The sequence below is a fragment of the Microbacterium sp. JZ70 genome (assembly GCF_053903225.1).
Genome location: NZ_CP096405.1, coordinates 3,612,870 through 3,638,742, shown reverse-complemented (window position 1 = coordinate 3,638,742; position 25,873 = coordinate 3,612,870). Strand labels below are relative to the sequence as shown.

The following is a 25,873-nucleotide window of genomic DNA, read 5'->3' as shown; positions in this document are numbered from 1 at the left end:
CTCAGTGCGGCGCGGGGGCTGATCGTCTCCGACGCGGGGCAGGCGCAGTCGCCGGCAGGCGCCCTTCGAGAAGCGGCAGCGACTCGATGCGAGCGCGCTCGACGTGCGCGGCTGCGAGCATCGACGCCAGGTCTGCCGACCCGGACACGATGGCGTCCACGATCTCTCTGTGCTCGTCCCACATCGACGCGGTGTCGCGCTCGGGAGTGAGCCGGAACAGCCATCGGACGCGCCCGTTGAGCAGCCCGCTCACCCGCTCGAGGAGCGCGTGACCCGCCAGCTTGATGATCTCCTCGTGCAGGTCCGAGTTGCGCGTGGAGGGGGGAAGCGGGGCGGCCGCTGCGTGCGCGACGTCGAGCGCCTGCACCATCGCCGAGGTGTCGGCGCCCTCCGCGGATCTGCGGGCGGCGAGCTCCGCCGCGAGCGGCTCGAGCTGGCGGCGCAGGTCGAAGAGCTCCCGCGCGTCGACGAGGGTGAAGGTGTGCACGACGGCACCGCGCCGCGGCTGGGAGACGATGAAGCCCTCCGACTCGAGGATGGGCAGTGCCTCGCGAACCGGGACCCGGGACACGCGGAGCTGCTCGGCGATCTCCCGTTCGTTGAGCTTCGAGCCCATGGCGAGCTCGCCCGTGATGATCTGCTCGCGCAGGCGATGCGCGATGCGCGTGGGCGTCGCGAGCTCCCTCTCGGTCATGCCCTCATCATCGCACGGGTTCTTGCCTCGAACGCCATTCTGAATGCCAAACCCTGCTTAGTAGCGCCAGCGCCTGTCTAAGAGTGCGTTTTGGTATTCAATTGTCACATGGTCGTAAGGGTTGCATGACGAGCGTGTTAAACGGGGCGGATGGTGCGGAGGCGTCCCCTAGCGTCCTTCGCATGACCGCTTTCCTCGTCCGCCGACTGGGCGCATCGCTCGCGACGCTCGTCGCTGTGGTGACGATCGCCTTCGTGCTGGGCCGTGCAACCGGCGAGCCCGGAGCGCTCCTGCTGCCCGACAGCGCATCCGCCGCCGATGTCGCCGCGATGAACGCATCGCTCGGGTTCGATCGGCCGCTCGTCGTGCAGTATCTCGACTACCTCGGCGGCCTGCTCACGGGGGACTTCGGCGACTCCTACCGTCTGCGGGAGCCGGCGATCGGTCTCGTCCTGGAGCGGGTTCCCGCGACGTTCGAACTCGCGTTCTGGTCGTTCTCAGCCGGCATCGCGCTCGCTCTCGCGGTCGCGCTGGCCATCCAGCTGACGGGCAGCCGCGTGCTGAGGGCGCTTGCAGGCTGGGCGGGCGCCCTCCGCCAGTCGGTTCCGGACTTCTTCTTCGGCCTCCTGCTCGTTCTGGTCTTCGCCGTGACCCTCGCCGTCCTTCCGTCCCTGGGTCGCACGAGCCCGGCGAGCCTCGTGCTGCCCGTCGTGACGCTCGCGACGGGGCAGTTCGTGATGTACCTCCGCCTCCTCGACGCCGCGCTCAGCGAGCAGGCGTCTCAGGACTACGTCCGGACGGCCTTCGCGCAGGGCCAGAGTCGTGCAGCGATCCTCCTCACGCAGATGCTCCCGAACGCGCTCCTGCCCGTCCTGGGCATGGCAGGGCTGAACCTCGGCGGTCTTCTGGGTGGCACTGTCGTCGTCGAGGTCGTCTTCGCGTGGCCGGGCCTCGGCCAGCTGCTCACCGACGCCGTCAGCCAGCGCGACTTCCCGATCGTGCAGGCGGGCCTGCTGTTCGTCGCCCTGATGTTCGTCGCGGTCAACACCCTGGTCGACGTCCTCGTCCACCGCATCGACCCGCGGACGGCCCTCGCATGACGGCCCAGGCCTCGCCCGCGGCGGCGTCTGCCGTGGTTGCGCCCCCGCGCTTCGCCCTCCATCCCTCCGCTGTCGTCGGGGTCGTCATGATCTCGCTCGTGGCGCTGCTCGCGGCCATCCCGCCCCTCCTGCCCGGCTTCGACCCCATGGCGCAGGATCTGCGCGCCGCGCTCGTCCCGCCCTTCGCCGACCCGGGCCATCCGCTCGGGACCGACGCGCTCGGCCGCGACCTGCTGGACCGTGTGTCGCTCGCCTCGGGGGTGACGCTCGGCATCGCACTCGCGATCGTGTGCATGAATGCCGTCATCGGGTCCGCGGCCGGCATGCTCGCGGGGTACTTCGGGGGCCGCCTGGAGGCGTTCGTCTCCGTCGTCGGCAACGTCACCCTCGCCATGCCGGTCGTCCTCCTGCTCATCGCGATCTGCGCCGTGCTCCGGCCGAGTGCCGGCCTCGTCATCGTCGTGCTCGGCTGCACATGGTGGGTCGGCTATGCACGCGTCACGCGCAACGTCGCCTCGTCGCTCCGCAGGCAGGACTTCGTCGTCGCGCCGCTCACGCAGGGCGCGGACACCGTGTGGGTGCTCGTGCGCCACGTCGTCCCGAACATCTGGCCGCACACTCTCATCATCGCCGCGACCGACATCGCCACCATCGTGCTCATCGAGTCGTCCCTCGAGTACCTGGGGCTCGGTGTGCAGCCGCCCGTGCCCAGCTGGGGATCGATGATCTTCGACGGGCAGAAGTACCTCGGCACGGATCCGTGGGTCGCGGTCCTCCCCGGCCTCGTCATGTTCCTCGCCGTCGCGGGCGTGCAGTTCCTCAGCCAGCAGTTCACGGCGGAGAGCCGCGGTGCGCTCCTCCGGAAGGGAGGCATGCGATGAGCGTGCTTGAGATCGACGACCTCCGAATCGAGGTGCCGGGACCGGAGGGGCCGCGCCTCGCTGTCGACGGTGTCTCGCTCCGAGTCGGACCGGGGGAGGCTCTCGGCGTCGTCGGCGAATCGGGCTCCGGCAAGAGCCTCACGATGCTCGCGGCGCTCGGCCTCCTGCCGGCCGGGGTCCGCCTCGTATCCGGGCGCATCATCCTCGACGGGCGCGACATCACCGCCCTCGCCGAGTCGGAGATGCGGGTGCTCCGCGGTCGCACGGCGGCCATGGTCTTTCAGGACCCCATGTCGGCGCTCAACCCGCTGAGGTCGGTCGGGTCGCAGATCGCGACCGCGGTGCGCGTGCACGCGCCGCAGCTCACGCGCAGGCAGGCACGGGAGCGCGCCGTCGAGCTGCTCGAATCGGTCGGCGTGCGCCACGCCGCCGAGCGGGCCGGGGCGCGTCCGCACCAGTGGTCCGGAGGCATGCGCCAACGGGCGATGATCGCCATGGCCGTCGCACACGACCCTCTGCTGCTCATCGCGGACGAGCCGACCACGGCGCTCGACGTCACCGTGCAGGCCCAGGTCATGGCACTCCTTGCAGACGTGCGCGAGCGCAGGGGGTCGGCCCTCGTGCTCATCACCCACGACCTCGGCCTCGTGGCCGAGAACACCGACCGGGTCTCGGTCATGTACCACGGCTCGCTCGTCGAAGAGGGGCCGACGAGCGCGGTGCTTCTCGCCCCGGCCCACGACTACACGAGGCGCCTCCTCGGCGCGCGTCCCGAGGCGCACGAGCCCGACCGCCCGGCGCGTGCCGCGGCGACCCGGGATTCCGCGCTCGAGGTCGACGATCTCGTCGTGGAGTACCCGCCGCCGCGGCGAGGAGCCGCGCCCGTGCGGGCCGTCGACGGCGCGCGTCTGCGCGTGGACCGAGGCGAGACGGTCGCCGTCGTCGGCGAGTCGGGCTGCGGCAAGTCCTCGCTCGCCCGTGCCGTGCTCGGCATCCACGCTGCCGCGAGCGGCACCGTCTCACTCGGAGGACGCCGTGTCGCGCTCCCGCTGGCCCGTCGGAACGCCGGCGAGCGCGAGCGCGCCCAGATCGTCTTCCAGGACCCGTACTCCGCGCTCGACCCGCGGATGACCGTGGGCGAGATCGTCGCGGAGCCGCTCCGCATCCGGGGCGTGCACACCCGTGAGCGCGTGCTCGCCCTTCTCTCCGATGTCGGTCTCGACCGGTCCTTCGCCGCCCGGCTGCCCGGCGCGCTCTCCGGAGGACAGCGTCAGCGGGTCGGCATCGCGCGGGCCCTCGCTCTGCGGCCAGCGCTTCTCGTGCTCGACGAGCCGGTGTCCGCCCTCGACGTATCGATCCAGGCCCAGGTGCTCGATCTCCTCGACGTGCTGCAGCGGGAGCACGGACTCGGGTACCTCTTCATCTCCCACGACCTGGGGGTCGTGCGGAACATCGCCGACCGCGTCGTCGTGATGCAGGGCGGTCGGATCGTCGAGGAGGCGCCGGCCGACGAGATCTTCCGAAACCCCCGCCATCCGTACACCCGCACCCTTCTCGAAGCCATTCCGCGCATCGAGACCTCGCCCGCATCCTGACCCCCCCCCGAAACGAGGATCATCATGACCGTCTCGCCTTCCCGCCGTCGCGCGCTCGCGGCCGGCACCCTGCTCTCGATCGGCGGAGTCGTCCTCGCCGGATGCGCGGGCGGCTTCGACGAGCCGTCCGACGCTGCCGCGGAGGGTGCCGCGACCTCGATCGTCGCCGCGCTCCCGACTGACCCCACCTCGATGGATCCCATCCGCTCTGGCGCGCTCGTCGTGCTCTCGGTGTTCTTCCACACGTTCGATCAGCTCGTGAAGATCACGGCCGACGGTGCGATGGAGCCCAAGCTCGCCGAGGAGTGGACGTCGAACGACGAGCTCACGCAGTGGGACTTCTCGCTCCGCGAGGGCGTCACCGCGTCGAACGGCGAGGCGATCACGGCGGACGACGTCGTCTTCTCCTACGAGGCGATCCTCGGAGACCCGACGAGCGAGAACTTCGCCTACCTCTCATCGGTCGATTCGGTCGAGGCCGTCGACGAGCTCACCGTGCGGTTCCACCTCAAGCAGCCGTTCTCGGCATTCCCGCGCAACACCTCGCTCATCTCGATCGTCCCGGCGGACACGTACCAGGAGATGGGACCCGACGCGTTCGCGCAGGACCCGATCGGCTCGGGACCGTACGTCTTCGAGCGCGTGCAGAAGGGCGTGGCCTACGAGCTCGTCCGCAATGACGCGTACTGGGGCGAGGCCCCCGCGCTCGAGGAGATCTCGCTGCAGCCCGTGTCATCCGACGAATCGCGCGTCAACGGCGTCCTGTCGGGATCTCTCGACGTGGCGCAGGTCGGTCCGACGCAGGTGTCCTCTGTCGAATCGAGCGGATCCGCGCAGGTGTTCTCGGCGCTGTCGAACGGGGTCGTCTTCCTCGGGATGAACTCGACGTCGGGGGTCCTCGCGGACGCGCGCGTCCGGCAGGCGATCGCGTACGCCATCGACCGCGAGGCGATCACGGACAGCCTTCTCCTGGGGCTCGCGGAGCCGGCGACGGCGATGCTCGCTCCCGCGGTCGAAGGCTTCTCCGCGGAGGTCTCCGGAACGCCGTACGACCCCGCGCGAGCGAAGGAGCTGCTCGCCGAGGCCGGGTACGCCGGCGAGACGATCGCCTTCGACTACGCGACGGATGGTCGCATCCCGCTCTCCGCTGAGGTCGCGCAGACGATCCAGGGCTACCTGGCCGATGTCGGCATCTCCGTCGAGATGACGGGCGCTGACCAGGAGAGCCACACGCTCAAGGTGCGGAACAGGGAGTTCGCCGGCATCTACCTCAACACGTGGGCTCCTTCGACGGTGGATGGCGATCTGCCGCTCACCGACTTCTACGAGGCGGATGGGAACAACAACTACGCGCAGGATCCTGTCACGGCCGAGCTCGCCGTCGAGCAGCGAGGGGTGACGGGTGCGGACCGCGAGGCGGTGTTCGCGGAGCTTCTCGACTACAGCAACTCTCAGGGATACTTCGTGCCCCTCTACGTGCCCATGAACAACTTCGCGGCCGACCCGGCACTCGAGTGGGAACCGCGCGCCGACGGCCTCTACGACTTCTCGGAGACGAGCTTCCAGTGAGCAGCACCATCCTCGCCGACGTCCGCCCGTGGGGCGCGCAGCCGGCAGACGTCATCGTCCGCGACGGCGTGATCGCCGAGATCCTTCCCGCGGGCTCGGCGATCGGCGGCGACCGCGTCGCCGGTCGCGGGCGCCTCCTCCTGCCGTCGTTCTCCGACGTGCACGTGCACCTCGACTCGACCCGGATCGGACTGCCGTTCCGTCCGCACACGGGATCTCCCGGCGTCTGGAACATGATGCTCAACGACCGACGGCATTGGCGCGATGCCGAGGAGAGCATGGTCTGGCGCACGACCGAGACCCTCGGGCGGATGATCGCGCACGGCACGACGAGCGTGCGCAGCTACGCGCAGGTCGACGTCGACTGCGGCCTCGAGCGTCTCGATGCCGTCCTCGCCGCGAAGGCCGCGCACGCGGCGCGCGCCCACGTCGAGATCATCGCGTTCCCGCAGGCGGGACTTCTCCGCGAAGACGGTGCGCCCGAGCTGCTCGACCGCGCCATGGCGCACGGCGCGGACGTCGTCGGAGGCATCGACCCCTGCGCGCTCGACCGGGACCCTGTGCGGCATCTCGACATCGTGTTCGACATCGCGCAGCGCCACGACGCCCCCATCGATGTGCATCTGCATGAGCCGGATCAGCTGGCGAAGTTCTCCGCCGAGCTGATCGTCGAGCGCGTGAAGGCCCTCGATCTGCGAGGGCGCGTCACGATCTCGCACGGGTACGGTCTCGCTCGGCTCCCCGAGCGCGAGCTCCGCGGCCTGCTCGAGGACTTCGCCGAATGGGACATCGCGTGGGCCACGGTCGCTCCGCCCTCGGCCCTGCCGACGCTGCTGCTTGCGGAGTACGGCATCCGGCTCGGTCTCGGTGAGGATGGGCAGCGGGACTACTGGGCGCCGTACGGCAACGCGGACATGCTCGACAGAACCTGGCAGATGGCGTTCACGAACGGCTTCCGCCGCGACGTCGATATCGAGCACTGCGTCGCTGTCGCGACGATGGGCGGGCGCTCCGTGCTCGGCATGGCGGCACGTCTCGGATCGATCGAGGACCGGCCGGGAGTCGCCGTCGGCGACCCCGCCGACCTGGTGCTGATCGCGGGAGAGACCGTCACGTCGGCCGTGATGGATCGTCCCGCGGACCGCACGGTGCTGCGAGCGGGGACCGTCGTCGCCGACGGGCTGGAACTCGTGGATGTGAACGCGTGACCCTCGTGCTGACGGCGTCGCAGCTCGAGGCGCTCGTGGATCGCCCGGCGACGGTCGACGCCGTGTCGCGGATGTTCGCCGAGATCGCGACCGGGCGCGCCGCCCAGCCCGGGCCGACATCGATGGCGACAGCGGCCGCGACAGGCCGCTACATCCTCATGTCCGCGGTGTCGGACAGCACAGGGACGGCAGCGGTGAAGCTGCTCGCCGACCTGCCCGACAACGCCGAGCGCGGTCTGCCGACACAGCGGTCGATGATCCTCGTCGTCGATCGCGAGGACGGCGAGCCTGTCGCGCTGGTGCATGGGGGTGTGCCCACGCGCGTGCGCACCGCAGCCGCCAGTGCGGTCGCAACCGACGTGCTCGCGCGCCCCGACAGTCGCGGACTCGGTCTCGTCGGGGCAGGAGCGCTCGCTCGCGAGCATGTCCGGCAGCTCCAGGGCATCCGCGCGTTCGAACGTCTCGTCGTGTGGTCGCGCACGAGAGATTCGGCGGAGGCGCTCGCAGCGACGGCGGAGTGGGATGGCGAGATCGCCGTCGTGGACGACGTGCGCGCGGTCTTCGCCGAGGCCGACGTCGTGTGCACGCTGACGCCGTCGATCGAGCCGATCGTCGAAGGCGGCTGGCTTCGGCCGGGTCAGCATCTCAACGTCGTCGGCGCACGTCCGCGCGCTGACGAGCGGGAGGTCGACGGTGAGACCATGCGCCGCAGCTCGCTCTGGGTGGACGATCGCGCCACAGCGGAGTCGAAGTCGGGCGATCTCCTGATGGCCGTCGAGGAAGGCGCCATCGGACTCGGCGACGTCGTCGGGACGATCGGAGAGGCGATCGCAGGACGTGTGCGAGGACGCATCGACGCGGAGGAGATCACCCTCTTCGACTCCGTCGGGATCGGCGCACAGGACCTGGCGATCGCCGACCTGCTCATCCGTTCCGCCCGCCTCCGCGGTGTCGGGTGGGAGGTCGATCTGGGGGCCTGATCAGCGCGGCGGCAGCACGTCGGCGAGATGCGCTCGCAGCTGCGCGGCCACGTCGACACCGTCGCGATCGTAGAGCCAGTGGTACTGGAGTCCGTCCCACAGGGCCAGCACCCAGAGCGCCTCATGCGCGGGGTCGCGATGCGGCGGGAGGTCTCCGGTCGCTGCAGCTGCACGGAACATGCTCTCGAACCCGTCGAGCGCCGTCGCGTAGCGGTGCGCGACGTACGCGTGCCCCGGATGGTCGGCGGGCACGGCCTCGCACGAGATGACGGCGTAGACCTCGATGAGGCCGGGCTCGTCGCGCTCGTTCGCGGCCGCGGCATCCGCGAACCCTCGGATGACGTCGGCAGGCAGGTCGCCGGACATCGAGCCCACCACCCGGTCGATGCGGCGGTCGCGCTCCTCGAGCACCGCGAGCAGCAGGGCGTCCTTCGAGGGGAAGTGATGGTACAGAGCGGACTTCGACACGCCCACGCGCTCCGCGATGTCGCGCAGGCTGGTGTCGCCGTAGCCCTCGCGGGAGAACAGGGTCGTCGCGTCGGCGAGGATGCGCTCGCGTCGGGCGCGGCCTGATCGGTACCCCGTCTCCTCGACGGGCGGCGGGACGAGCGGCGGCATCTGCGGCGTCTCGGGGTGCCTCGCCGGCGCCCCGTCGTCGGGGTCGCGCCAGCCGAGCGGGAACGACAGGAGGCTCTCGTGCCGCTCGAGCGCCGCGACGACGTCGGCGCGGTCGGGAAGGTACTGCTCGATCACCTGGAGGGCGTCCCACGCCGCCATGAGGCGCACGGCCTCGGCCTCGGGGGCGCGGTCCGTTCCCACGAGGCCCTCCGCCTGGGCCGCCTCGATCGTCGCGGCGGCGAGGGGGCGGAACGCGTGCGCGCGGTCCCGCAGCGCGGCGTGCGCGGGATGCGCCGCGGCGGAGGCCTCGCCGATCAGGGAGGAGAAGAGGGGGAGGTAGCCGGGCGTGCGCGCGTTCCGCCGCGCGATCGCCGAGAACGGCAGCTCCCCGGCTGAGCTCGACGAGAGGTCGTCGAGCAGCTCGTCGCTCCTGTCCTCGTCGAACCGCTCGAGCACGAGGCGCAGGAGCTCCTCCTTGCCTGAGAAGTGCTTGAGCAGCGCGGGATGGCTGACGCCGGCCTCCGCGGCGATCTCGCGGAGGGAGACGGCGCGGTAGCCGCGCTGAGTGAAGAGCGCGAGCGCCGCATCGACGAGCGCCGCGCGCGTGCGCTGGGTGCGGGCCCCGCGGCTCGCGTCGGCTGTGGTCTGCACGTGCCCTCCCGGCTTCCATCGTACTTCGGTTACCGATCGGTCGAGGTTCAGTTACCAGTTGGTCGTTTTTCATGTACGCTGGGCGCGTTCGTCGGTGCAGACGAGAGAAGAGGACACGACGATGACAGAGATGTCAGCGGCCGCATCGGCGGCCTACGCAGGGACCACGGGCTTCAAGGCGCCGGGCACGACGCCGGCCCGCACACCGCGCGGCTACACGCCCGGGCTCGCGACGGTGAACTTCGGCATCTACATGGCGCTGCTGACGCCGGTCATGGTGTCGATGGCGTTCAAGGTGCAGCACATCGCGAGCTCGACCGAGGAGGCGACCGGCCAGCTCGGCCTCGTCCTCGGCGTCGGCGCGCTCTTCGCTCTCGTCGCGAACCCCCTCGCTGGCCGTCTGTCCGATCGCACGACGTCGCGCTTCGGCATGCGCCGCCCGTGGATCCTCGGCGGCGGCATCGTCGGGCTCGCGGGTCTGGGCCTCATCGGCGCGGCCACCTCCGTCTGGGCCGTGCTGATCGGATGGTGCGTGGCTCAGACCGCGCTGAACGCCGTGCTCGCCGCGGCGAACGCCACGCTGCCCGACCAGGTGCCGGTCTCGAGCCGCGGCCGCGTCTCAGGCGTCGTCGGCATCACCACGCCGCTCGCGATCCTCGGCGGGAGCTTCCTCATCAACTTCATCGCCGACGATCTCATGCGCTTCCTCGCGCCGGGCCTGCTCGCGCTGCTGTTCATCATCCTCTTCGTGCTCGTCCTGAAGGACCGCCGCCTCGAGCACAAGCCCGCTCAGCGCTTCACGGTCGGGCAGTTCTTCGGCTCGTTCGTCTTCAACCCGCGCAAGCACCCCGACTTCGGCTGGACCTGGCTGACGAAGTTCTTCGTCATGTTCGGGTACGCCGGCATCGCGACGTACCTGCCGTACTTCCTGACCGAGAAGTTCGCCCTCGACGAGCAGGGGGCGATCTCGACCATCCTGCTCGCCAACGTCGCGTCGACGCTCGCGATGGCCGTGTCGAGCCCGATCGGCGGCTTCCTCTCCGACCGCTTCGGCAAGCGCCGCCCGTTCGTCGCGGCTGCCGGGCTCATCATGGTCGTCGGGCTGGTGCTCCTCGCGTTCGCGCCGTCGATCCCGGTCATCGTCGTGGCGCAGGCGATCATCGGCCTCGGCGCCGGCTCGTTCTTCTCGGTCGACCTCGCGCTCGCGACGGAGGTGCTGCCGAACGCCGAGGACACCGCGAAGGACCTGGGTGTGCTCAACATCGCCAACGCGCTCCCGCAGTCCATCGCGCCGGCGATGGCCCCCGGCATCATCGCCCTCGGCGCGGGCACGGCGATCGGCGGCTACTCGACCTGGTACCTCTTCGGCGCCTTCGTGGCCTTCCTCGGCGCCGTGCTCGTCTACCGCATCAAGGGAGTGAAGTGACCGACCTCCAGACGCCGACTGCCCGTCCCTGGCTCGACGCCAGCCTGCCCGTCGAGGAGCGCGTCGAGCTGCTCCTCGCTGAGATGACCCTCGAGGAGAAGGCGGGGCTCCTCTTCCACACGATGATCGGCATGGGCGACCTCGACGCGTCCAACCCGATCTTCGGGACGCCGTCGGCCGTCGAGTACGTCGAGCAGCGGCGCATGACGCACTTCAACCTCGTCGGCGGGGCGGCGACGGCGCGAGAGATCGCGGCGTGGCACAACGCCGTCCAGCGGCTGGCGGCGTCGACGCGGCTCGGCATCCCTGTCACGCTCTCGACCGACCCGCGGCACTCCTTCACCGACAACCCCGGCACCGGGATGATGGCCGGCCCGTTCTCCGAGTGGCCCGAGCCGCTGGGCCTCGCGGCCATCCGCTCGGAGGAGGTCGTCGAGCGCTTCGCCGACATCGCGCGCCAGGAGTACCTCGCCGTCGGCATCCGCGTGGCACTGCATCCGCAGGTCGACCTCGCGACAGAGCCGCGCTGGTCGCGGCAGATCGCGACGTTCGGCGAGGACGCAGAGCTCACGGCCCGCCTCGGCGCCGCATACGTGCGGGGCTTCCAGGGCGAGGCATTCGGGGCCGCGTCCGTGTCGACCATGACGAAGCACTTCCCGGGCGGCGGGCCGCAGAAGGACGGCGAGGACCCGCACTTCGCTCACGGTCGCGAGCAGGTCTACCCGGGCGGAGCGTTCGAGCACCACCTCGAGCCGTTCGAGGCCCTGTTCGACGCGGGGACGCGCCAGGTCATGCCGTACTACGGGATGCCTGTGGGCACGGAGCACGAGGAGGTCGGCTTCGGCTTCAACAAGTCCGTCATCACGGGCCTTCTGCGCGAGCGGTTCGGCTTCGACGGCGTCGTGTGCACCGACTGGGGTCTCATCACCGACGCCGAGATCTTCGGCGACCCGTTCCCCGCGCGGGCCTGGGGCGTCGAGCACCTCTCGCCGCGCGAGCGCATGAAGAAGGTGCTCGAGGCGGGAGCCGACCAGTTCGGCGGCGAGGCGTGCCCCGAGCTGCTCGTCGAGCTCGTCGCCTCGGGCGAGGTGCCAGAGGCGCGGATCGACATCTCGGCGCGCCGCCTGCTGCGCGAGAAGTTCGCGCTCGGTCTCTTTGACGACCCGTTCGTCGACGAGGACGCGGCAGACCGCATCGTGGGCAGCGCGGAGTTCCGCGCTGCCGGAGAAGCCGCGCAGCGTGCCTCGATCACGCTGCTGACGAACGGGGTCGACGGCGCCCCCGCCCTCCCGCTGCGCCGAGGGCTGCGGCTCTACGTCGAGGGCGTCGATCGGGAGGTCGCCGCCGCGTACGGATCGGTCGTCGATCGTCCTGAGGACGCGGACGCGGCCATCCTCCGCCTGCAGGCGCCGTACGAGGCCCGCCCGACCGCGTTCGAGAACCTCTTCCACTCCGGATCGCTCGACTTCCCCGACGACGTCGTCGCCCATGTGCGCGACATCGCCGGCCACGTGCCGACGGTCGTCGACGTGTTCGCCGAGCGGCCGGCCATCCTGCAGCCGATCGTCGAGGCCGCCGCTGCCGTCACGGTCAACTGGGGCGCGAGCGCAGCCGCGCTGCTCGACGTGCTCACCGGCGCGTCGGCTCCCTCAGGGCGCCTCCCGTTCGATCTGCCCTGCTCCATGGCGGCCGTCGAGGCGTCGCGCCCCGACGTGCCGTTCGACACGGCCGACCCGCTCTTCCGGTTCGGTCACGGGCTCGGCTACTCGGCCTGAACCCGGACCGCCGGCGTCGGCTCGTGGCCCGACGCCGGCGGTGCTCCGTCCTGCCACGACCTCTCGATCGAAGGAGATCTTCGTGCACACAGCACACGTGCGCCGCATCGGCCTCGCCGCTCTCGCCACCGCCGCCCTTGTCGGCGGGACGACCGCCTGCGCGGCGTCCGAGAGCGCCGATGCGACGGCATCCGCCCCGCCCAGCGAACAGGGCGCGGTCACCGTGTACCTCACGCGCCACGGCGAGACCATCCTCAACGCGCTCGAGCGCGCGCAGGGCTGGGCCGACTCGCCGCTCACGGAGGGCGGCGAGCAGCTCGCCGTCGACCTCGGCGAGGGGCTCGCCGAGGAGGGGATCGAGTTCGAGGCCGCCTACTCCGCCGACATGGTGCGCCACTTCGACACCGCCTCGCTCGCGCTCGAGGGCGCAGGCCAGACCCTCGTGCCGGAGCGCGACGAGCGCCTCCGCGAGATCGCGTTCGGCAGCTTCGAGGGCAGCGAGAACGAGGTGATGTGGAACACCGCGGCGCAGAGCCTCGGCTATGCCGACCAGGCCGAGATGTTCGGCGACTTCGGCGCCGACTTCTCGTTCACGGACGCGCTCGACGCGATCGCCGCCGCCTCGACCGATGAGGAGTTGCCCGCCGAGACGAGCGACGACCTCGGTGCTCGGGCGATCGAGGCGCTCACGGAGATCGCGGAGGCGCAGAGCGAGGCCGGCGGCGGCGATGTGCTCGTCGTCTCGAGCGGCATCACGATCATGGTCGCGCTCGAGGCCCTCGACGCCGACCTCAGCGAGGTCACGGCGGGCATCGAGAACGCCGCCGTGAGCAAGCTCGTCTACGACGGCGGCACCTGGACCGTCGAGAGCGTGAACGACCTCAGCTACGTGGAGGCCGGCGCCGAGCTCTGACGCTCGCCCGGCGCCCCGTGCAGGCGCCCCGCGGATCGGATGGTCCGCGGGGCGCGGTCGTGTCCGGCGTCGTGCTGGCGCGTCGGGAGTCGCGCAGGCGTGTCCGGCGTCGTGCTGGCGCGTCCGGATTCGGATCGGTGGGGCGCGTGTGCGCGTGTCGGCCCCAGGAGCTCACACCAGCCCCACCGGTCCGAATCCGGGAGCGTTCACCGACAGCGGGCGCTCACCGCGGGCACGCCCTCGGGAAGATCGTCGTGGTGCCCTGACGCCGCGTTCTCACCGACGACTCGGGATCACCGTGGAAGAATGACCTCGGCGTGCCCGGATCGCGGCTTCCAGCTCCGCCGGGCCTCTGGACAGCGTCCGCCGCCCGTTGCCACGACGAGGAGCGAAATATGTCCGTCGCGTCTCCCGCGCCCACCGAGGCGCCGACTCGCACTCAGCACAAGCGGCGCTATCTGATGTGCCGCCCCGAGCACTTCACCGTGTCGTACTCGATCAACCCCTGGATGGAGCCGACGCGGCCGACCGACACCGCGCGAGCGGTCGCCCAGTGGCAGGTGCTCTACGACACCTACCGCGAGCTGGGGCACGAGGTCGAGCTCATCGAGCCCCTCGCCGACTACCCCGACATGGTCTACACGGCGAACGGCGGCTTCGTCATCGACGGCATCGCCTACGGGCCGAGCTTCCGCTATGTCGAGCGCCAGGGCGAGGCGCCCGCGTTCATCGACTGGTTCCGCGCGAACGGCTTCGAGACGGTCGTGCCCGAGGAGGTCAACGAGGGCGAAGGCGACTTCCTCCTCGCGGGCGACGTCATCCTGGCGGGCACGGGCTTCCGGTCGACGGGCGACAGCCATGCCGAGGTGGCCCGCGTGTTCGGCCGAGAGGTGATCAGCCTCAACCTCGTCGACCCGCGGTTCTACCACCTCGACACGGCACTGAGCGTGCTCGACCCGGTCGAGGACGAGACGACCGGGCCCGCGAACATCGCCTACCTCCCCGGCGCGTTCGACGAGCGCAGCCGCGCGATCCTCGAGGAGCGGTTCCCCGATGCGATCCAGGTCTCGGATGAGGACGGCGCCGTCTTCGGCCTGAACTCCGCCAGCGACGGGCACAACGTCTTCATCTCGCCGCGCGCGAAGGGCTTCGAGGCGCAGCTGCGCGAGCGCGGGTACAACCCGGTGCTCATCGACCTGTCCGAGCTCCTGCTCGGCGGCGGCGGCATCAAGTGCTGCACGCTCGAGCTGCGGGGCGCGAAGTGACCACGGCCGAGACCGCGACGAGCCACGTCGCGCACAACTACCACCCCCTTCCCGTCGTCATCGCGGGCGGCGAGGGCGCGTGGGTGACGGATGTCGAGGGCAAGCGGTACCTCGACATGCTCGCGGGGTACTCGGCCCTCAACTTCGGCCACCGGCACCCCGACCTCGTCGCGGCCGCGACGGAGCAGCTCGGGCGGATCACGCTGACGAGCCGCGCATTCGACAACGACCGCCTCGAGCCGTTCGCGACGGCACTCGCCGCGCTGTGCGGCAAGGACCTCGTCCTCCCCATGAACACCGGCGCCGAGGCCGTCGAGACCGGCATCAAGGTGGCGCGGGCGTGGGGCTACCGGGTGAAGGGCATCGCCGACGACCGCGCGAAGATCGTGGTCGCACACGGCAACTTCCACGGCCGCACGACGACGATCGTGGGCTTCAGCGACGACCCCGAGGCGCACGACGACTTCGGGCCGTTCCCGGCCGGATTCGTGGCCGTGCCCTACGGCGACGCCGACGCGCTCGCCGCGGCGATCGACGACGACACGGCAGCCGTGCTCATCGAGCCGATCCAGGGCGAGGCGGGCGTCGTGATCCCGCCGGATGGCTACCTCCGACGGGTGCGCGAGGTCACGCGCGAGCGCAACGTGCTCTTCATCGCGGACGAGATCCAGTCGGGGCTCGGCCGCGTGGGAGAGACGTTCGCGTGCGATCGCGAGGGCGTGGTCCCCGACGTCTACCTGCTCGGCAAGGCGCTCGGCGGCGGCATCCTGCCCGTGTCGGCTGTCGTCGCGGATGCCGACGTGCTGGGCGTCATCCGCCCGGGTGAGCACGGGTCCACGTTCGGCGGCAATCCGCTGTCTTCGGCCGTGGCGCTTCGCGTCGTCGAGCTGCTCGCGACCGGCGAGTTCCAGAAGCGCGCGCAGCTGCTCGGTGCGCACCTGCGGGAGAAGCTCGAGGCGCTCGTGGGTCAGGGCATCACCGAGATCCGCGTCGCCGGGCTCTGGGCCGGCGTCGACATCGACCCGTCCATCGGCACGGGGCGTCAGGTGTCGGAGGCGCTCATGGCGCGCGGCGTGCTCGTCAAGGACACCCACGGGCAGACCATCCGGATCGCCCCGCCGCTCGTCATCCGCGCGACCGAGATCGACTGGGCGCTCGAGCAGCTCCAGGTCGTGCTGGCGGATCTCGCCGGCTGACCCCCGTTCCTCCGGAAGCCCTCCGCCCCGACAGGGGTCGGAGGGCTTCTGTCGTCCGGCGGCTTGCGGATGGTCCGCGCGCCGCGTAAGGTACCGACTCGGCGTCGTTGAATCGTTTTATGAGAGCGGTCACATCGGAGCGCGAGGACGCGGACGACGTCGAACGGATTCAAGGAAGAGACGACTCACATGGCACGCATCGGAGCGAAATCGACCACGGGGTGGAAGGCCACCATCTCGGTCGCGATGTCCAACTACATCGAAGCGGGCTCGATCATCGCGATCGCGACGAGCCTCGGATTCTGGCAGGCGCAGTTCGGGTTCACCGACGGCTTCGCGGGCCTCCTCGCCGCGCTCAGCGCGAACGCGTTCGGCGCGGCGATCGGAGCGATCATCGGCGGGCCGCTGTGCGACCGGTTCGGGCGCAAGTTCATCTACACCTACGACCTCATGGTCTACATGGTCGGCGTGCTCATCGCGGCATTCGCGGTGAACGAGTGGATGCTGCTCGCGGCGTTCGTCATCACGGGCATCGCCGTCGGCGCAGGCGTGCCCGCCTCATGGACCTACATCGCCGAGGAGGCGCCCGCCGACAAGCGCGCGGCCCACGTCGGCACGGCGCAGCTCGCCTGGTCGGTGGGCCCGATGATCGGCTTCCTGCTCGCTGCTCTGCTGGAACCGCTCGGACTGCTCGGCTCGCGCATCATCTTCGTGCACCTCTTCGTCGTCGCCTTCGTCACGTGGTGGGTGCGACAGGGGCTCTCCGAGTCGAAGCGCTGGAAGGCCTCGCGCGACGACGCCTCCGCCAACGCGATCGGCGGCAAGGGGCTCAAGGCGCTCTTCGGCCGCAAGCAGAACCTCACGGCGCTCCTGTTCCTCATCGGCGTCTACGGCTTCTGGAACACCGTCGCCGGCCAGGCCGGCATCTTCATGCCGCGCGTCTACGACGCGGCGGGCCTCACCAACGCGCAGCAGCAGTTCTTCCTGCAGTCGCTGCTGTGGCTCTTCACCGTGCTCGGCACCTACTTCGGGTTCATGCGCTTCGCCGACCGCGTCTCCCGTCGCCTGCTCTACGTGATCGGCGCGGTCATGGGGATCGCCGGATGGGTGGTGCTCGTCTACCTGCCGGCCTCCGCCGTCACGATGCTCGCGTTCGCGGTGCTGTGGGGCTTCGCCTCGGGCATCGGCGCGCAGGCGTTCTACGGCCTCTGGACAGCGGAGCTGTTCTCGACCCGCTACCGCGCGTCGGCCCAGGGCGTGCTGTTCTTCGCCGCTCGCATCATGGTGGGCATCCTGAGCTACGGCTTCCCGGTCTGGCTGACCACGATGGGTCTGCACGGACTCGGCGCGCTCCTCATCGCCATCCTCGCGGTCGCCCTGCTCGTCGGCGCGATCTGGGCGCCCGAGACGCGCGGCAAGACGCTCGAGGAGATCGAGGAGGAGCGCTACGGCGCTCCCGCGAAGTCGCTCGTCTGAGCTCCCGCAGCACGAAGCCCTCCTGCGTCGACCGGCGCAGGAGGGCTTCGTCGTCGCTGCTAGGCGCCGCGGGCGTCGGCGAGCTGCGACTCGAGGTGGAACACCTCGGGGAACGTCTCGGCCGCCTGGTCGGCGCGGCCGTCGAGCGACACGAAGAAGGGGGCCATCGACTCCTCCCAGCGCGCCGCGACCTCCGACTCCGCGAGGTAGGCCTGCGCGGCGGCGTCATCGTCGGTCTCGTAGAACCCGATGAGCTCCCCGCCGCCCAGGTGGAAGATCGAGTAGTTCCGCCGCCCCGCTGCGGCGATCTCCTCGAGCATCTCCGGCCACACCGGGCTGTGGCGCGCGATGTACTCGTCGAGCATCTCGGGCTTCACCCGGAGACGGAAGCAGACGCGGGTCGTGGAGCTCATGGGCGGGGCCTCTCTCGATGGCGGGCAAGCGCTTTCATGCTAGCCGTCGAGCCTCAGCGGCCGCGTCGCGCCATCCGCTCGTCCTCGTCCTCGTCCTCGTCGTCGATGCGGATGGCCGTGGTCTGGGCCACCTGGTCGCTGAACTCCTCCGGCGCGACGGTCGGATTGGCCTTCGTGATGATGTCGAGCGGCCGGGTCTCGTCGAGGGAGACGCCGAGGCGGCGGTCGGCATCGCGGTGCAGGCGCCCCGACCAGATGACCCAGGTGAGCCCGATCAGGCTCGCGAGCACGCCGGCCGTGCCGCCGAGGACGATGGCGGCGCGAGGGCCGAACGCGTCGGCGACCCACCCCGCGATCGGCGCGCCGATCGGGGTCGAGCCCATGATGACCGCCATGTAGAGGGCGAGCACGCGGCCGCGCAGGGCCGGGTCGGAGTTCGTCTGCACGTAGCCGTTCGCGGTGGTGAGCATCGTCACCGTGCCGAAGCCGACGAAGACGAGGGCGGCGGCATATGTCCAGTAGCTCGGCATCGCCGCCGACACGAGCGACGCGACGCCGAAGCCGCCCGCTGCGATCATGACGACGCGCAGCCGGGCGCGCTCGCGTCGGGCGGCGAGCAGTGCGCCCGTGAGCGAGCCGATCGCGAGCACCGAGCTCAGCAGCCCGTAGCCGTCCGCACCGTGCCCGAACTCGATCGCCATGGTCGACGCGAAGATCGGGAAGTTCATGCCGAACGCGCCCACGAGGAACACCATGACGAACGCGACGATGAGGTCGGGGCGACGGGAGACATAGCGGAAGCCGTCGGCGACGCGCGCCGCGCCCTGGCTGCGCACGCGCGGCACGAGCTCGTCGCGGCGCATGAGCATGAGCGCCACGATCATGGCGAGGAAGGTGGCGGCGTTCACGAAGAACACCCATCCGCTCCCGACCGCGACGATGAGCAGACCGCCCACGGCCGGGCCGATGAGGCGCGCCATGTTGAACGACGCCGAGTTCAGCGCCACGGCGTTGGCCGCGTGCCGGCGCTCGACGACGTCCGACACGAACGCCTGCCGCGCGGGGCTGTCGAAGGCGTTCGCGACGCCGAAGGCCAGCGCGAAGAGCAGCATGAGCGGCAGGGTCATCACGCCCGCGAGGAGGAGCGCGCCAACCCCGAGCGCGAGGAGCAGGAGCACGCCCTGCGTGACCATGAGAAGACGTCGCCGGTCGAAGCGATCGGCGACCCAGCCGGTCACGCTCACGAGCACGAGCGGCGGGCCGAACTGCAGCGCCATCGTGACGCCCATGGCCGTCGCATCGTTGTCGGTGAGCTCGGTCAGGACGACCCAGTCCTGCGCCGTCGACTGCATCCATCCGCCGACGTTGGAGATGAGGGCCCCGAGGAACCAGATGCGGTAGTTGAACGACGCGAACGACCGGAACATCGCGTTCATCGCTCGACCTCCCGCATGATGATCGCCGCCGCGCTGCGGAGCGTCTGGCGGTCTTCGGGCGACAGGTCGGCGAGCACCTTCGAGAGCCACTCGTCGCGTCGCCGTGCGGTCTCCTCGACGACGCGACGCCCGCTCTCGGTGATCTGGATGTCGACCTTGCGCCGGTCATCGCCGTTCTCGGTGCGGCTGAGGTGGCCGAGGTCCTCGAGGCAGTTGACCGTCCGGTTCATGGATGGCGCGGTGATGCCTTCGCGCTCGGCGAGCGCGGACAGCGTGTGCGGCCCGTGCACCTTGAGGGCGACGAGCACGGCGAACTGCCCGTCGGTCATGTCCGAGACGGCGCGCTGCTGCTTGAGCCGCCGCGAGAGGCGGAAGACGGCGGCCCGGATCTCGGAGGCGTCGGAGGAGAGCTTCGTCGATGCGGATTGTTTAGCCATGTCAACCATTAGCATAGCTCATTAGCTTTGCTAAATAAAGGGGTGTGTACGATCGACGCATGCCCGAGTTCGTCGACGCGCACGGCGTCGCCATCGTGTACGACGTCTACGAGCCGGAGGGGCGGCCCCGCGGTGTCGTCCAGGTGCTCCACGGCGTCGGCGAGCACGCGGGGCGCTATGCCGCGCTCGCCGAGGCGCTGACCGGGGCCGGCTTCGCGGTCTACGCCGACGACCATCGCGGTCACGGCCGCACGGGCATGCGCCAGCACGGCGACGCGGCGAAGCTCGGTCGCCTCGGCGTCGGCGGGCACCGCGCGGCCGTCGACGCCGTCTGGCAGCTGTCGCGGCGGATCCGCGACGAGCGCCCGGGCCTCCCGCTCGTGCTCCTCGGCCACTCGTGGGGATCCTTCCTCGCGCAGATCCTCTTCGACGCCCACCCCGAGGCGTACGACGCGGTCGTCCTCGTCGGCTCGTCGCTGCGATGGCCGGGCGCCCTGAACCCGGGCGACCTCAATGCGCCGTGGAAGGCGCCGGGCGCGACCGGCGTCGAGTGGCTCTCGACCGACCCGGCCGTGCAGAAGGCGTTCCTCGACGATCCGCTCGCGGTCAACGTGCCGCTCGTCAAGCTGTTCGGCGTGGTCGAGGCCGCCCGGATCTACGGGCGCCCCCGCCGCGACCTCCGCGAGCGGGCGGGGGCCGACGTCCCCGTGCTCCTCCTCGTCGGGCGCGACGACACGGTCGGCGGCCCGCGCGGCGTGCACAAGCTCGCGCAGGCGTACCGGGAGCGCGCCGGGCTGACGGATGTGACGACGCTCGTCTACGACGGGCGGCACGAGATCCTCAACGAGCCCGTGCAGGGGCGCGTGCGCGCCGACATCCTCGCCTGGCTCGACGCGCGGGTGCCGGCGCGGTCGTAGCCCGCGAGAGAGCGCTCGCTCTCGGCGTCGTCTCGACGCGACGACGTAGGCTGGACGCGTGCACGGCGAGTACAAGGTCCCCGGTGGAAAGCTCGTGGTCGTCGACCTCGAGGTCGACGCCGGGAGGATCAGCTCCTTCCACCTGGCGGGCGACTTCTTCCTCGAGCCCGACACGGCGCTCGACGACATCAACCGCGCGCTGATCGGCATGCCCGACACCGCAGACGTCCCGGCGATCGCCGCGGCCATCCGCGCGCGCCTCCCCGAGGGCGTCCAGATGCTCGGGTTCACGCCCGAGGCCGTCGGCACGGCCGTGCGCCGCGCGCTCGTGACGGCGTCGACCTGGACCGACTTCGAGTGGGAGATCATCGACGACCCCGCCGTCTCGCCGCTCGTCAACCTCGCGCTCGACGAGGTGCTCACGGGCCGCGTGGGCGACGGCCGCCGCAAGCCGACGCTCCGCATCTGGGAGTGGGACGAGTCGGCGGTCGTGATCGGCTCGTTCCAGTCGTACCGCAACGAGGTCGACCCCGAGGGCGCCGCACGCCACGGCTTCCAGGTCGTCCGCCGCATCTCGGGCGGCGGCGCCATGCTCATGGGCGCCGGGCAGATCATCACCTACTCGCTCTACGTGCCGGCGTCGCTCGTGGCGGGCCTCACGTTCGCCGACTCGTACGCCTTCCTCGACGACTGGGTGCTGCAGGCGCTGCGCGGGCTCGGCATCGAGGCGACCTACCAGCCGCTCAACGACATCGCGAGCCCCTCGGGCAAGATCGGCGGGGCGGCGCAGAAGCGGCTCGCGAACGGCGGGGTCCTCCACCACGCGACGCTCTCGTACGACATCGACGGCCAGGTCATGACCGAGGTCCTGCGGATCGGGCGCGAGAAGCTCAGCGACAAGGGCACGGCGTCGGCCGCGAAGCGCGTCGACCCGATCCGCAGCCAGACGGGCATGTCGCGCCGCGAGATCATCGACCGCTTCATGGCGTCGTTCCAGGCGTTCACCGGCGCCGAGCGCGGGCACGTGGCGCCCGACGAGCTCGCAGAGGCCGAGGAGCTCGTGCGCACCAAGTTCGCGACCGACGCGTGGCTCCACCGCGTCCCGTGAGTCAGGACATCCTCGACGACGCACCGCTCGCCGCCCTCACACCGGGCCGCGGCGCGGTCGCGATCCACTACGGCGACAACCTCGACGTCGCGGCACGGCTGCCCGACGGCGCCTTCACCATCGCGTACCTCGACCCGCCGTTCAACACCGGGCGCGGGCGCGAGACCGACGAGAGCCGCCGCGGCTTCTCGATCCACGTGCCCGACGAGCCCGAGGTCGCGGCGGATGTCCCCGAGCCCGTCCTCGAGGACGGCGCGCTCTTCGGGAGCCCGGACGGCGCCGACATCGCGGCGACCGACGCGCACGAGGCCGAGGTCCGCGCGGCGACGCACACGGGCTTCCACGGCCGCAGCTACGAGCGCGTGCGGGGTGCGCTGCGCACCTTCGACGACCGGTTCGACGACTACTGGGGCTTCCTCATGCCGCGGATCGAGGAGGCCTGGCGGCTCCTCGCCGACGACGGCACGCTCTACCTGCATCTCGACTACCGCGAGGCGCACTACGCCAAGGTGATGCTCGACGCGGTCTTCGGGCGCGACGCGTTCCTCAACGAGCTCATCTGGGCGTACGACTACGGGGCGAAGTCGCGCCGCCGATGGCCGACGAAGCACGACACGATCCTCGTCTACGTCAAGGACCCCGACCGCTACTGGTTCGACTCCGAGGCCGTCGACCGCGAGCCGTACATGGCACCCGGACTCGTCACGCGCGAGAAGGCGCGTCGCGGCAAGCTGCCGACGGATGTCTGGTGGCACACGATCGTGCCGACGAGCGGGGCGGAGCGGACCGGATACGCGACGCAGAAGCCCGAGGGCATCCTGCGCCGCATCATCCAGGCCTCCTCGCGCCCGGGGGATCGCGTCCTCGACATGTTCGCGGGCAGCGGCACGACCGGAGCGGTCGCCGCAGCGCTCGGCCGCGACGCGGTGCTCATCGACGACAACCCCGACGCCATCCGGATCATGGGAGACCGCATCCCCGACGCGCGCGTCGTGCTCCGCAGGTAGCGCCGGCCCGCGCCTGCGCGGAGCGGCGGGGGCGACGCACGCCGCCCCCGCCGCCCCTCCTCAGACTCGGCGCCGGCGCGCCGCGAGGACCACGGCCCCCGCTGCGAGCACGAGGACGCCGGCGACGCCGGTGCCGATGACCGTCGAGCCGCCCGTCGGCGCAAGCGGAGCATCCTCGTCGGCCTCGGGCGAGGGCGCTGCGGTGGGCGCGGGCGTGGGCGCCGCTGTCGGCTCGGCAGTGGGCTCCGGCGAGGGCGCCGCGGTCGGCTCCGCCGTCGGCTCCGGGGTGGGCGCCGGCGACGGCGCCTCCTCGACGGGCGAGGTGGTGAGGGACCAGTTCTCGGTGAAGAAGTCGGCCGGGTCGATCACGCCGCGCGACTGCGCCCAGTCCACGAGCAGCTGCCGGATCTCGAGGCGCTCGTCGTAGACGACGGGCGCCTCCGCGACGTGCGGGTAGCCCGAGCCGCCGCTCTGCCGGTAGTTGTTCACGGCGAGCACGAACTGCTCGTCGTCGGACACGGGGGTGCCGTCGGGGTGGCGGAGCCCCGTGATGCGCTCGCCGACCGGCTGCGAGATGTCGATCGTGTAGTCGAGCCCGGTGAGCACGTCGTACGCGTAGTCGGGGATGCCCTCAGGGGCATCCTCGTAGCGGGCGTTCGTGCCGTTCTCGGGATCGAACTCGGCGCCCTCCTCCGTCTGGACGAAGTAGCGCGCGGAGTGCTCGAGGTAGTCCTGCACCTGCGCGCCCGTGAGCACGACGCCGAGAAGCGTGTTCTCGTAGATGTAGAGGCCTGCGAGATCGCGGATGGTGACCTCGCCCTGCGGGAAGCGCGCCGTCCGCGAGAACGGCGACGCCTGGGAGAGCACCGGCAGGTCGGCGTACTCCGTCGTGTCGAGAGCGTTCGCCACGGTCTCGGCCTGCACCTCGCTGATGAAGTCGATGATCGGGGTGTCCTCGTAGCGCGACGTCTCGGTGCGCAGCTCCTCGGTCGACGTCGCGACCGGGGTGTTGACGTACGACACCGTGGTGTCGTGCGCGCGCTGAACGGCCTCGGCGAGCCCGGCGCTCTCGCCGATCCCCTCTCGCCCGTAGTGCGGCACGACGACCGGGGCGTGGCCATCCGACCAGTCGACGCGGAAGCCGTCGCCGTCGGCGACGAGCGTCAGGTCGACCTGGCTCGCGCTGCGCGCCCAGTACTCCGGCTGGGTGATGAGCACCTTCTCGCCCGCGGCGTTCTCGACGATCTCCTCCGGCTCGTCCTGATGACTGTGGCCGGCCACGACGACGTCGATGCCCGGCACCTGGGTCGCGATGTTGCGGGCGGCGTCCTCCTCGAGCAGAGCCGGGTCGTAGTCCGCGTCGGCAGTGGTGCCCTTGCCCGTGTGCGCGAGCACGACGACCACATCGGCCTGCTCCTCGACCACGGGCACCCACTCCGCCGCGGTCTCGACGACGTCGCGGAACTCCAGCACGCCGTCGACGATCGCCTTGTCCCACACCCGAACGCCGGGGGTCACGGCCCCCAGCACGCCGATCGTGACGGTCTCGCCGTCGATCTCGCGATCGATGAGCGTGTAGGGCTCGTGATAGGGCTCGCCGGTCGCGACGTCGATGACGTTCGCACCGAGAAGCGGAGCGTCGAGGCCCTGCTCGTAGGCGGCGAGGAGGTCGAGACCGTAGTTGTACTCGTGGTTGCCGACGACCTGCGCGTCGTAGCCGATCGCGTCGAACGCCGTCGCCATGGGGTGCTCGAGCTCGCCCGACAGCACGGACGGCGCTCCGTCGCCCATCCCGTAGAAGTAGGTGAGGGGAGTGCCCTGGATCGCATCGCCGTTGTCGAGGACGACGACCGACTCGGCGCCCTTCTCCGCGCGCACCTGATCGACGGCGGTGGCGACCCGGGTGAGCCCGAGTGCGTCGTCGGCGGGGAACGGCGCGTTCTGGAAGTAGTCCCAGTCCACGACGTGTCCGTGCACGTCGGTCGTGGCCATGAGCGTGAGCGGGATGCGCCGCTCTGCGTCGTCCGTAGCGGCCGATGCGGCGGGTGCCGCCGGCAGCAGGACGAGCAGGGCGGCGGCGGGCGCGGCGATGATCCTGCGCATGAGTGCCTTCCTGGTTCGGGAGAGGGGAGAGGGCGTCGCGGTGGCGACGGGGGACACCTTACGGGGGGCCGATGACATGCGGATGTCGCGCGCGGGAAGGCGGGTACCCTGGCGGCATGCGCTTCGGAACCTTCATCCCCCAGGGCTGGCGTCACGACCTCGTCGGCATCGATCCGGCCGAGCAGTGGAGCGCGATGCTGTCGCTCGCGCAGGCCGCGGACGCCGGTCCGTGGGAGTCGCTGTGGGTCTACGACCACTTCCACACGACGCCGGTGCCGTCGCGCGAGGCTACTCACGAGGCGTGGACCCTCATGTCGGCGTTCGCGGCGTCGACGAGCCGCATCCGCCTCGGGCAGATGTGCACGTGCATGGGCTACCGCAATCCCGCATACCTCGCGAAGGTCGCCGCGACGGTCGACCATGTCTCGCGCGGGCGCGTCGAGATGGGCATCGGCGGCGGATGGTACGAGCACGAGTGGCGCGCGTACGGGTACGGATTCCCGAAGATCGGCGATCGGCTCCGGATGCTCCGCGAGGGCGTCGAGATCATGAAGCAGGCGTGGGAGTCGGGGGAGGCGACCCTCGACGGCCGCTTCTACCAGGTCGACGGCGCGATCGTCGAGCCCCGGCCCATCCAGCGCCCCGGCATCCCGTTCTGGATCTCGGGCGGCGGCGAGAAGGTCACCCTGAAGATCGCCGCGGAGTACGCGCAGTACACGAACTTCGCCGGCGCGCCCGACGCGTTCGCCCACAAGAGCGCCGTGCTTCGCGAGCACTGCGACGCCATCGGCCGCGACTTCGCCGAGATCGTCCGGTCGGCGAACTACAACACGGTCATCGGCGAGACCGAGTCCGAGGTCGAGGAGCGCCTCGCGGCGATCGAGGCGCGCGTCCGGCCGCATCTCGGCGACGCGACGGATGGCTTCATCGGCGAGTACCGGGGAGCGGTCGCGGTGGGCACGGTCGAGCAGGTGACCGAGCGCCTTGCCGCGCTCGGCGACCAGGGACTGGCCTACGCGATCCACTACTTCCCCGAGGCCGCCTACGACCGGTCGGGCGTCGAGCTGTTCGAGCAGAAGGTGATCCCGGCGCTCAGCTGAGCGCG

General features: G+C 70.9%; 22 protein-coding genes. 16 read left to right on the top strand and 6 right to left on the bottom strand.

Annotated features, from left to right (window positions below):
* Window position 1: 1 nt before the first annotated feature.
* The gene (locus tag M1D46_RS16740) at window positions 2-694 is read right to left on the bottom strand and encodes a GntR family transcriptional regulator (protein WP_456286166.1); all 693 of its coding nucleotides are present in this window, start codon (window positions 692-694) and stop codon (window positions 2-4) included.
* 182 nt (window positions 695-876) lie between these two features.
* Here M1D46_RS16740 and M1D46_RS16735 point away from each other — a divergent pair, with 182 nt between their 5' ends.
* Genes M1D46_RS16735 through M1D46_RS16710 form a run of 6 tightly spaced genes read left to right on the top strand, consistent with a single transcriptional unit; the run spans window position 877 to window position 8,027 of the window.
* On the top strand, window positions 877-1,794 hold the full coding sequence (locus tag M1D46_RS16735; protein ID WP_456286165.1) for an ABC transporter permease: 918 nt from the start codon (window positions 877-879) through the stop codon (window positions 1,792-1,794).
* Window positions 1,791-2,675, top strand: coding sequence for an ABC transporter permease (locus M1D46_RS16730; RefSeq protein WP_456286164.1), 885 nt, complete (start codon window positions 1,791-1,793; stop codon window positions 2,673-2,675). Before M1D46_RS16735 ends, M1D46_RS16730 begins: the two co-directional genes overlap by 4 nt.
* Window positions 2,672-4,270 carry a dipeptide ABC transporter ATP-binding protein gene (locus M1D46_RS16725; protein ID WP_456286163.1) on the top strand — a complete coding sequence of 533 codons (1,599 nt, stop codon included), beginning with the start codon at window positions 2,672-2,674 and terminating at the stop codon, window positions 4,268-4,270. The genes M1D46_RS16730 and M1D46_RS16725 overlap by 4 nt, the downstream gene beginning before the upstream one ends.
* Before the next feature lie 24 nt (window positions 4,271-4,294).
* Window positions 4,295-5,839, top strand: a complete 1,545-nt coding sequence (locus M1D46_RS16720) for an ABC transporter substrate-binding protein (RefSeq protein WP_456286162.1) — start codon at window positions 4,295-4,297, stop codon at window positions 5,837-5,839.
* Window positions 5,836-7,047, top strand: coding sequence for an amidohydrolase family protein (locus M1D46_RS16715; RefSeq protein WP_456286161.1), 1,212 nt, complete (start codon window positions 5,836-5,838; stop codon window positions 7,045-7,047). The genes M1D46_RS16720 and M1D46_RS16715 overlap by 4 nt, the downstream gene beginning before the upstream one ends.
* Window positions 7,044-8,027 (top strand): ornithine cyclodeaminase family protein, encoded by a 984-nt coding sequence (locus M1D46_RS16710; protein ID WP_456286160.1) that lies wholly within the window; start codon window positions 7,044-7,046, stop codon window positions 8,025-8,027. The genes M1D46_RS16715 and M1D46_RS16710 overlap by 4 nt, the downstream gene beginning before the upstream one ends.
* On the opposite strand, the gene M1D46_RS16705 is transcribed toward M1D46_RS16710, so the two are convergent.
* Entirely contained in the window at window positions 8,028-9,296 is a 1,269-nt protein-coding gene (locus tag M1D46_RS16705) for a TetR/AcrR family transcriptional regulator (RefSeq protein WP_456286159.1), read from the bottom strand. It abuts the gene before it with no gap.
* 121 nt (window positions 9,297-9,417) lie between these two features.
* On the opposite strand from M1D46_RS16705, the gene M1D46_RS16700 reads away from it, so the two are divergent.
* From M1D46_RS16700 to M1D46_RS16675, 6 genes are all read left to right on the top strand, one after another.
* Window positions 9,418-10,722, top strand: a complete 1,305-nt coding sequence (locus tag M1D46_RS16700; RefSeq protein ID WP_456286158.1) for an MFS transporter — start codon at window positions 9,418-9,420, stop codon at window positions 10,720-10,722.
* Window positions 10,719-12,497, top strand: a complete 1,779-nt coding sequence (locus M1D46_RS16695; RefSeq protein ID WP_456286157.1) for a glycoside hydrolase family 3 protein — start codon at window positions 10,719-10,721, stop codon at window positions 12,495-12,497. The genes M1D46_RS16700 and M1D46_RS16695 overlap by 4 nt, the downstream gene beginning before the upstream one ends.
* Before the next feature lie 82 nt (window positions 12,498-12,579).
* A complete protein-coding gene (locus M1D46_RS16690; protein WP_456286156.1) occupies window positions 12,580-13,410 on the top strand; it encodes a histidine phosphatase family protein in 831 nt (276 codons plus the stop codon).
* Window positions 13,411-13,805: 395 nt separating this feature from the next.
* The gene (gene ddaH / locus M1D46_RS16685) at window positions 13,806-14,675 is read left to right on the top strand and encodes a dimethylargininase (RefSeq protein ID WP_456286155.1); all 870 of its coding nucleotides are present in this window, start codon (window positions 13,806-13,808) and stop codon (window positions 14,673-14,675) included.
* The gene (gene rocD / locus M1D46_RS16680) at window positions 14,672-15,871 is read left to right on the top strand and encodes an ornithine--oxo-acid transaminase (RefSeq protein ID WP_456286154.1); all 1,200 of its coding nucleotides are present in this window, start codon (window positions 14,672-14,674) and stop codon (window positions 15,869-15,871) included. Before ddaH ends, rocD begins: the two co-directional genes overlap by 4 nt.
* Window positions 15,872-16,060: 189 nt before the next feature.
* Window positions 16,061-17,347: an MFS transporter gene (locus M1D46_RS16675; protein WP_455970394.1), complete on the top strand. Its 1,287-nt coding sequence runs from the start codon at window positions 16,061-16,063 to the stop codon at window positions 17,345-17,347.
* Window positions 17,348-17,406: 59 nt separating this feature from the next.
* On the opposite strand, the gene M1D46_RS16670 is transcribed toward M1D46_RS16675, so the two are convergent.
* The 3 genes from M1D46_RS16670 to M1D46_RS16660 are packed head-to-tail and all read right to left on the bottom strand — an operon-like array spanning window position 17,407 to window position 19,633.
* On the bottom strand, window positions 17,407-17,760 hold the full coding sequence (locus M1D46_RS16670) for an L-rhamnose mutarotase (RefSeq protein ID WP_282980080.1): 354 nt from the start codon (window positions 17,758-17,760) through the stop codon (window positions 17,407-17,409).
* 53 nt (window positions 17,761-17,813) lie between these two features.
* Window positions 17,814-19,187, bottom strand: coding sequence for an MFS transporter (locus M1D46_RS16665; RefSeq protein ID WP_456287184.1), 1,374 nt, complete (start codon window positions 19,185-19,187; stop codon window positions 17,814-17,816).
* A gap of 5 nt (window positions 19,188-19,192) precedes the next feature.
* Window positions 19,193-19,633 (bottom strand): MarR family winged helix-turn-helix transcriptional regulator, encoded by a 441-nt coding sequence (locus tag M1D46_RS16660; RefSeq protein WP_456286153.1) that lies wholly within the window; start codon window positions 19,631-19,633, stop codon window positions 19,193-19,195.
* A 59-nt stretch (window positions 19,634-19,692) separates the two neighbouring features.
* On the opposite strand from M1D46_RS16660, the gene M1D46_RS16655 reads away from it, so the two are divergent.
* Genes M1D46_RS16655 through M1D46_RS16645 form a run of 3 tightly spaced genes read left to right on the top strand, consistent with a single transcriptional unit; the run spans window position 19,693 to window position 22,665 of the window.
* Complete coding sequence (locus M1D46_RS16655) at window positions 19,693-20,550, top strand: alpha/beta fold hydrolase (protein ID WP_456286152.1); 858 nt, start codon at window positions 19,693-19,695, stop codon at window positions 20,548-20,550.
* A gap of 58 nt (window positions 20,551-20,608) precedes the next feature.
* Window positions 20,609-21,658 (top strand): lipoyl protein ligase domain-containing protein, encoded by a 1,050-nt coding sequence (locus M1D46_RS16650; RefSeq protein ID WP_456286151.1) that lies wholly within the window; start codon window positions 20,609-20,611, stop codon window positions 21,656-21,658.
* Complete coding sequence (locus M1D46_RS16645; RefSeq protein WP_456286150.1) at window positions 21,655-22,665, top strand: DNA-methyltransferase; 1,011 nt, start codon at window positions 21,655-21,657, stop codon at window positions 22,663-22,665. Before M1D46_RS16650 ends, M1D46_RS16645 begins: the two co-directional genes overlap by 4 nt.
* A gap of 60 nt (window positions 22,666-22,725) precedes the next feature.
* On the opposite strand, the gene M1D46_RS16640 is transcribed toward M1D46_RS16645, so the two are convergent.
* Window positions 22,726-24,768, bottom strand: a complete 2,043-nt coding sequence (locus M1D46_RS16640) for a bifunctional metallophosphatase/5'-nucleotidase (protein ID WP_456286149.1) — start codon at window positions 24,766-24,768, stop codon at window positions 22,726-22,728.
* A 116-nt stretch (window positions 24,769-24,884) separates the two neighbouring features.
* On the opposite strand from M1D46_RS16640, the gene M1D46_RS16635 reads away from it, so the two are divergent.
* Entirely contained in the window at window positions 24,885-25,868 is a 984-nt protein-coding gene (locus M1D46_RS16635) for an LLM class F420-dependent oxidoreductase (protein WP_456286148.1), read from the top strand.
* The last annotated feature ends 5 nt before the right edge of the window (window positions 25,869-25,873 follow it).

Excerpts from the sequence above, each read along its gene's own strand:
- M1D46_RS16655 (WP_456286152.1), top strand. The coding sequence starts at position 19,693 with ATGCCCGAGTTCGTCGACGCGCACGGCGTCGCCATCGTGTACGACGTC.
- M1D46_RS16735 (WP_456286165.1), top strand. The coding sequence starts at position 877 with ATGACCGCTTTCCTCGTCCGCCGACTGGGCGCATCGCTCGCGACGCTC.
- M1D46_RS16740 (WP_456286166.1), bottom strand. The coding sequence starts at position 694 with ATGACCGAGAGGGAGCTCGCGACGCCCACGCGCATCGCGCATCGCCTG.
- M1D46_RS16725 (WP_456286163.1), top strand. The coding sequence starts at position 2,672 with ATGAGCGTGCTTGAGATCGACGACCTCCGAATCGAGGTGCCGGGACCG.
- M1D46_RS16635 (WP_456286148.1), top strand. The coding sequence starts at position 24,885 with ATGCGCTTCGGAACCTTCATCCCCCAGGGCTGGCGTCACGACCTCGTC.
- M1D46_RS16700 (WP_456286158.1), top strand. The coding sequence starts at position 9,418 with ATGACAGAGATGTCAGCGGCCGCATCGGCGGCCTACGCAGGGACCACG.
- M1D46_RS16640 (WP_456286149.1), bottom strand. The coding sequence starts at position 24,768 with ATGCGCAGGATCATCGCCGCGCCCGCCGCCGCCCTGCTCGTCCTGCTG.
- M1D46_RS16665 (WP_456287184.1), bottom strand. The coding sequence starts at position 19,187 with ATGTTCCGGTCGTTCGCGTCGTTCAACTACCGCATCTGGTTCCTCGGG.
- M1D46_RS16670 (WP_282980080.1), bottom strand. The coding sequence starts at position 17,760 with ATGAGCTCCACGACCCGCGTCTGCTTCCGTCTCCGGGTGAAGCCCGAG.
- M1D46_RS16660 (WP_456286153.1), bottom strand. The coding sequence starts at position 19,633 with ATGGCTAAACAATCCGCATCGACGAAGCTCTCCTCCGACGCCTCCGAG.
- M1D46_RS16720 (WP_456286162.1), top strand. The coding sequence starts at position 4,295 with ATGACCGTCTCGCCTTCCCGCCGTCGCGCGCTCGCGGCCGGCACCCTG.
- M1D46_RS16730 (WP_456286164.1), top strand. The coding sequence starts at position 1,791 with ATGACGGCCCAGGCCTCGCCCGCGGCGGCGTCTGCCGTGGTTGCGCCC.
- M1D46_RS16675 (WP_455970394.1), top strand. The coding sequence starts at position 16,061 with ATGGCACGCATCGGAGCGAAATCGACCACGGGGTGGAAGGCCACCATC.
- ddaH (WP_456286155.1), top strand. The coding sequence starts at position 13,806 with ATGTCCGTCGCGTCTCCCGCGCCCACCGAGGCGCCGACTCGCACTCAG.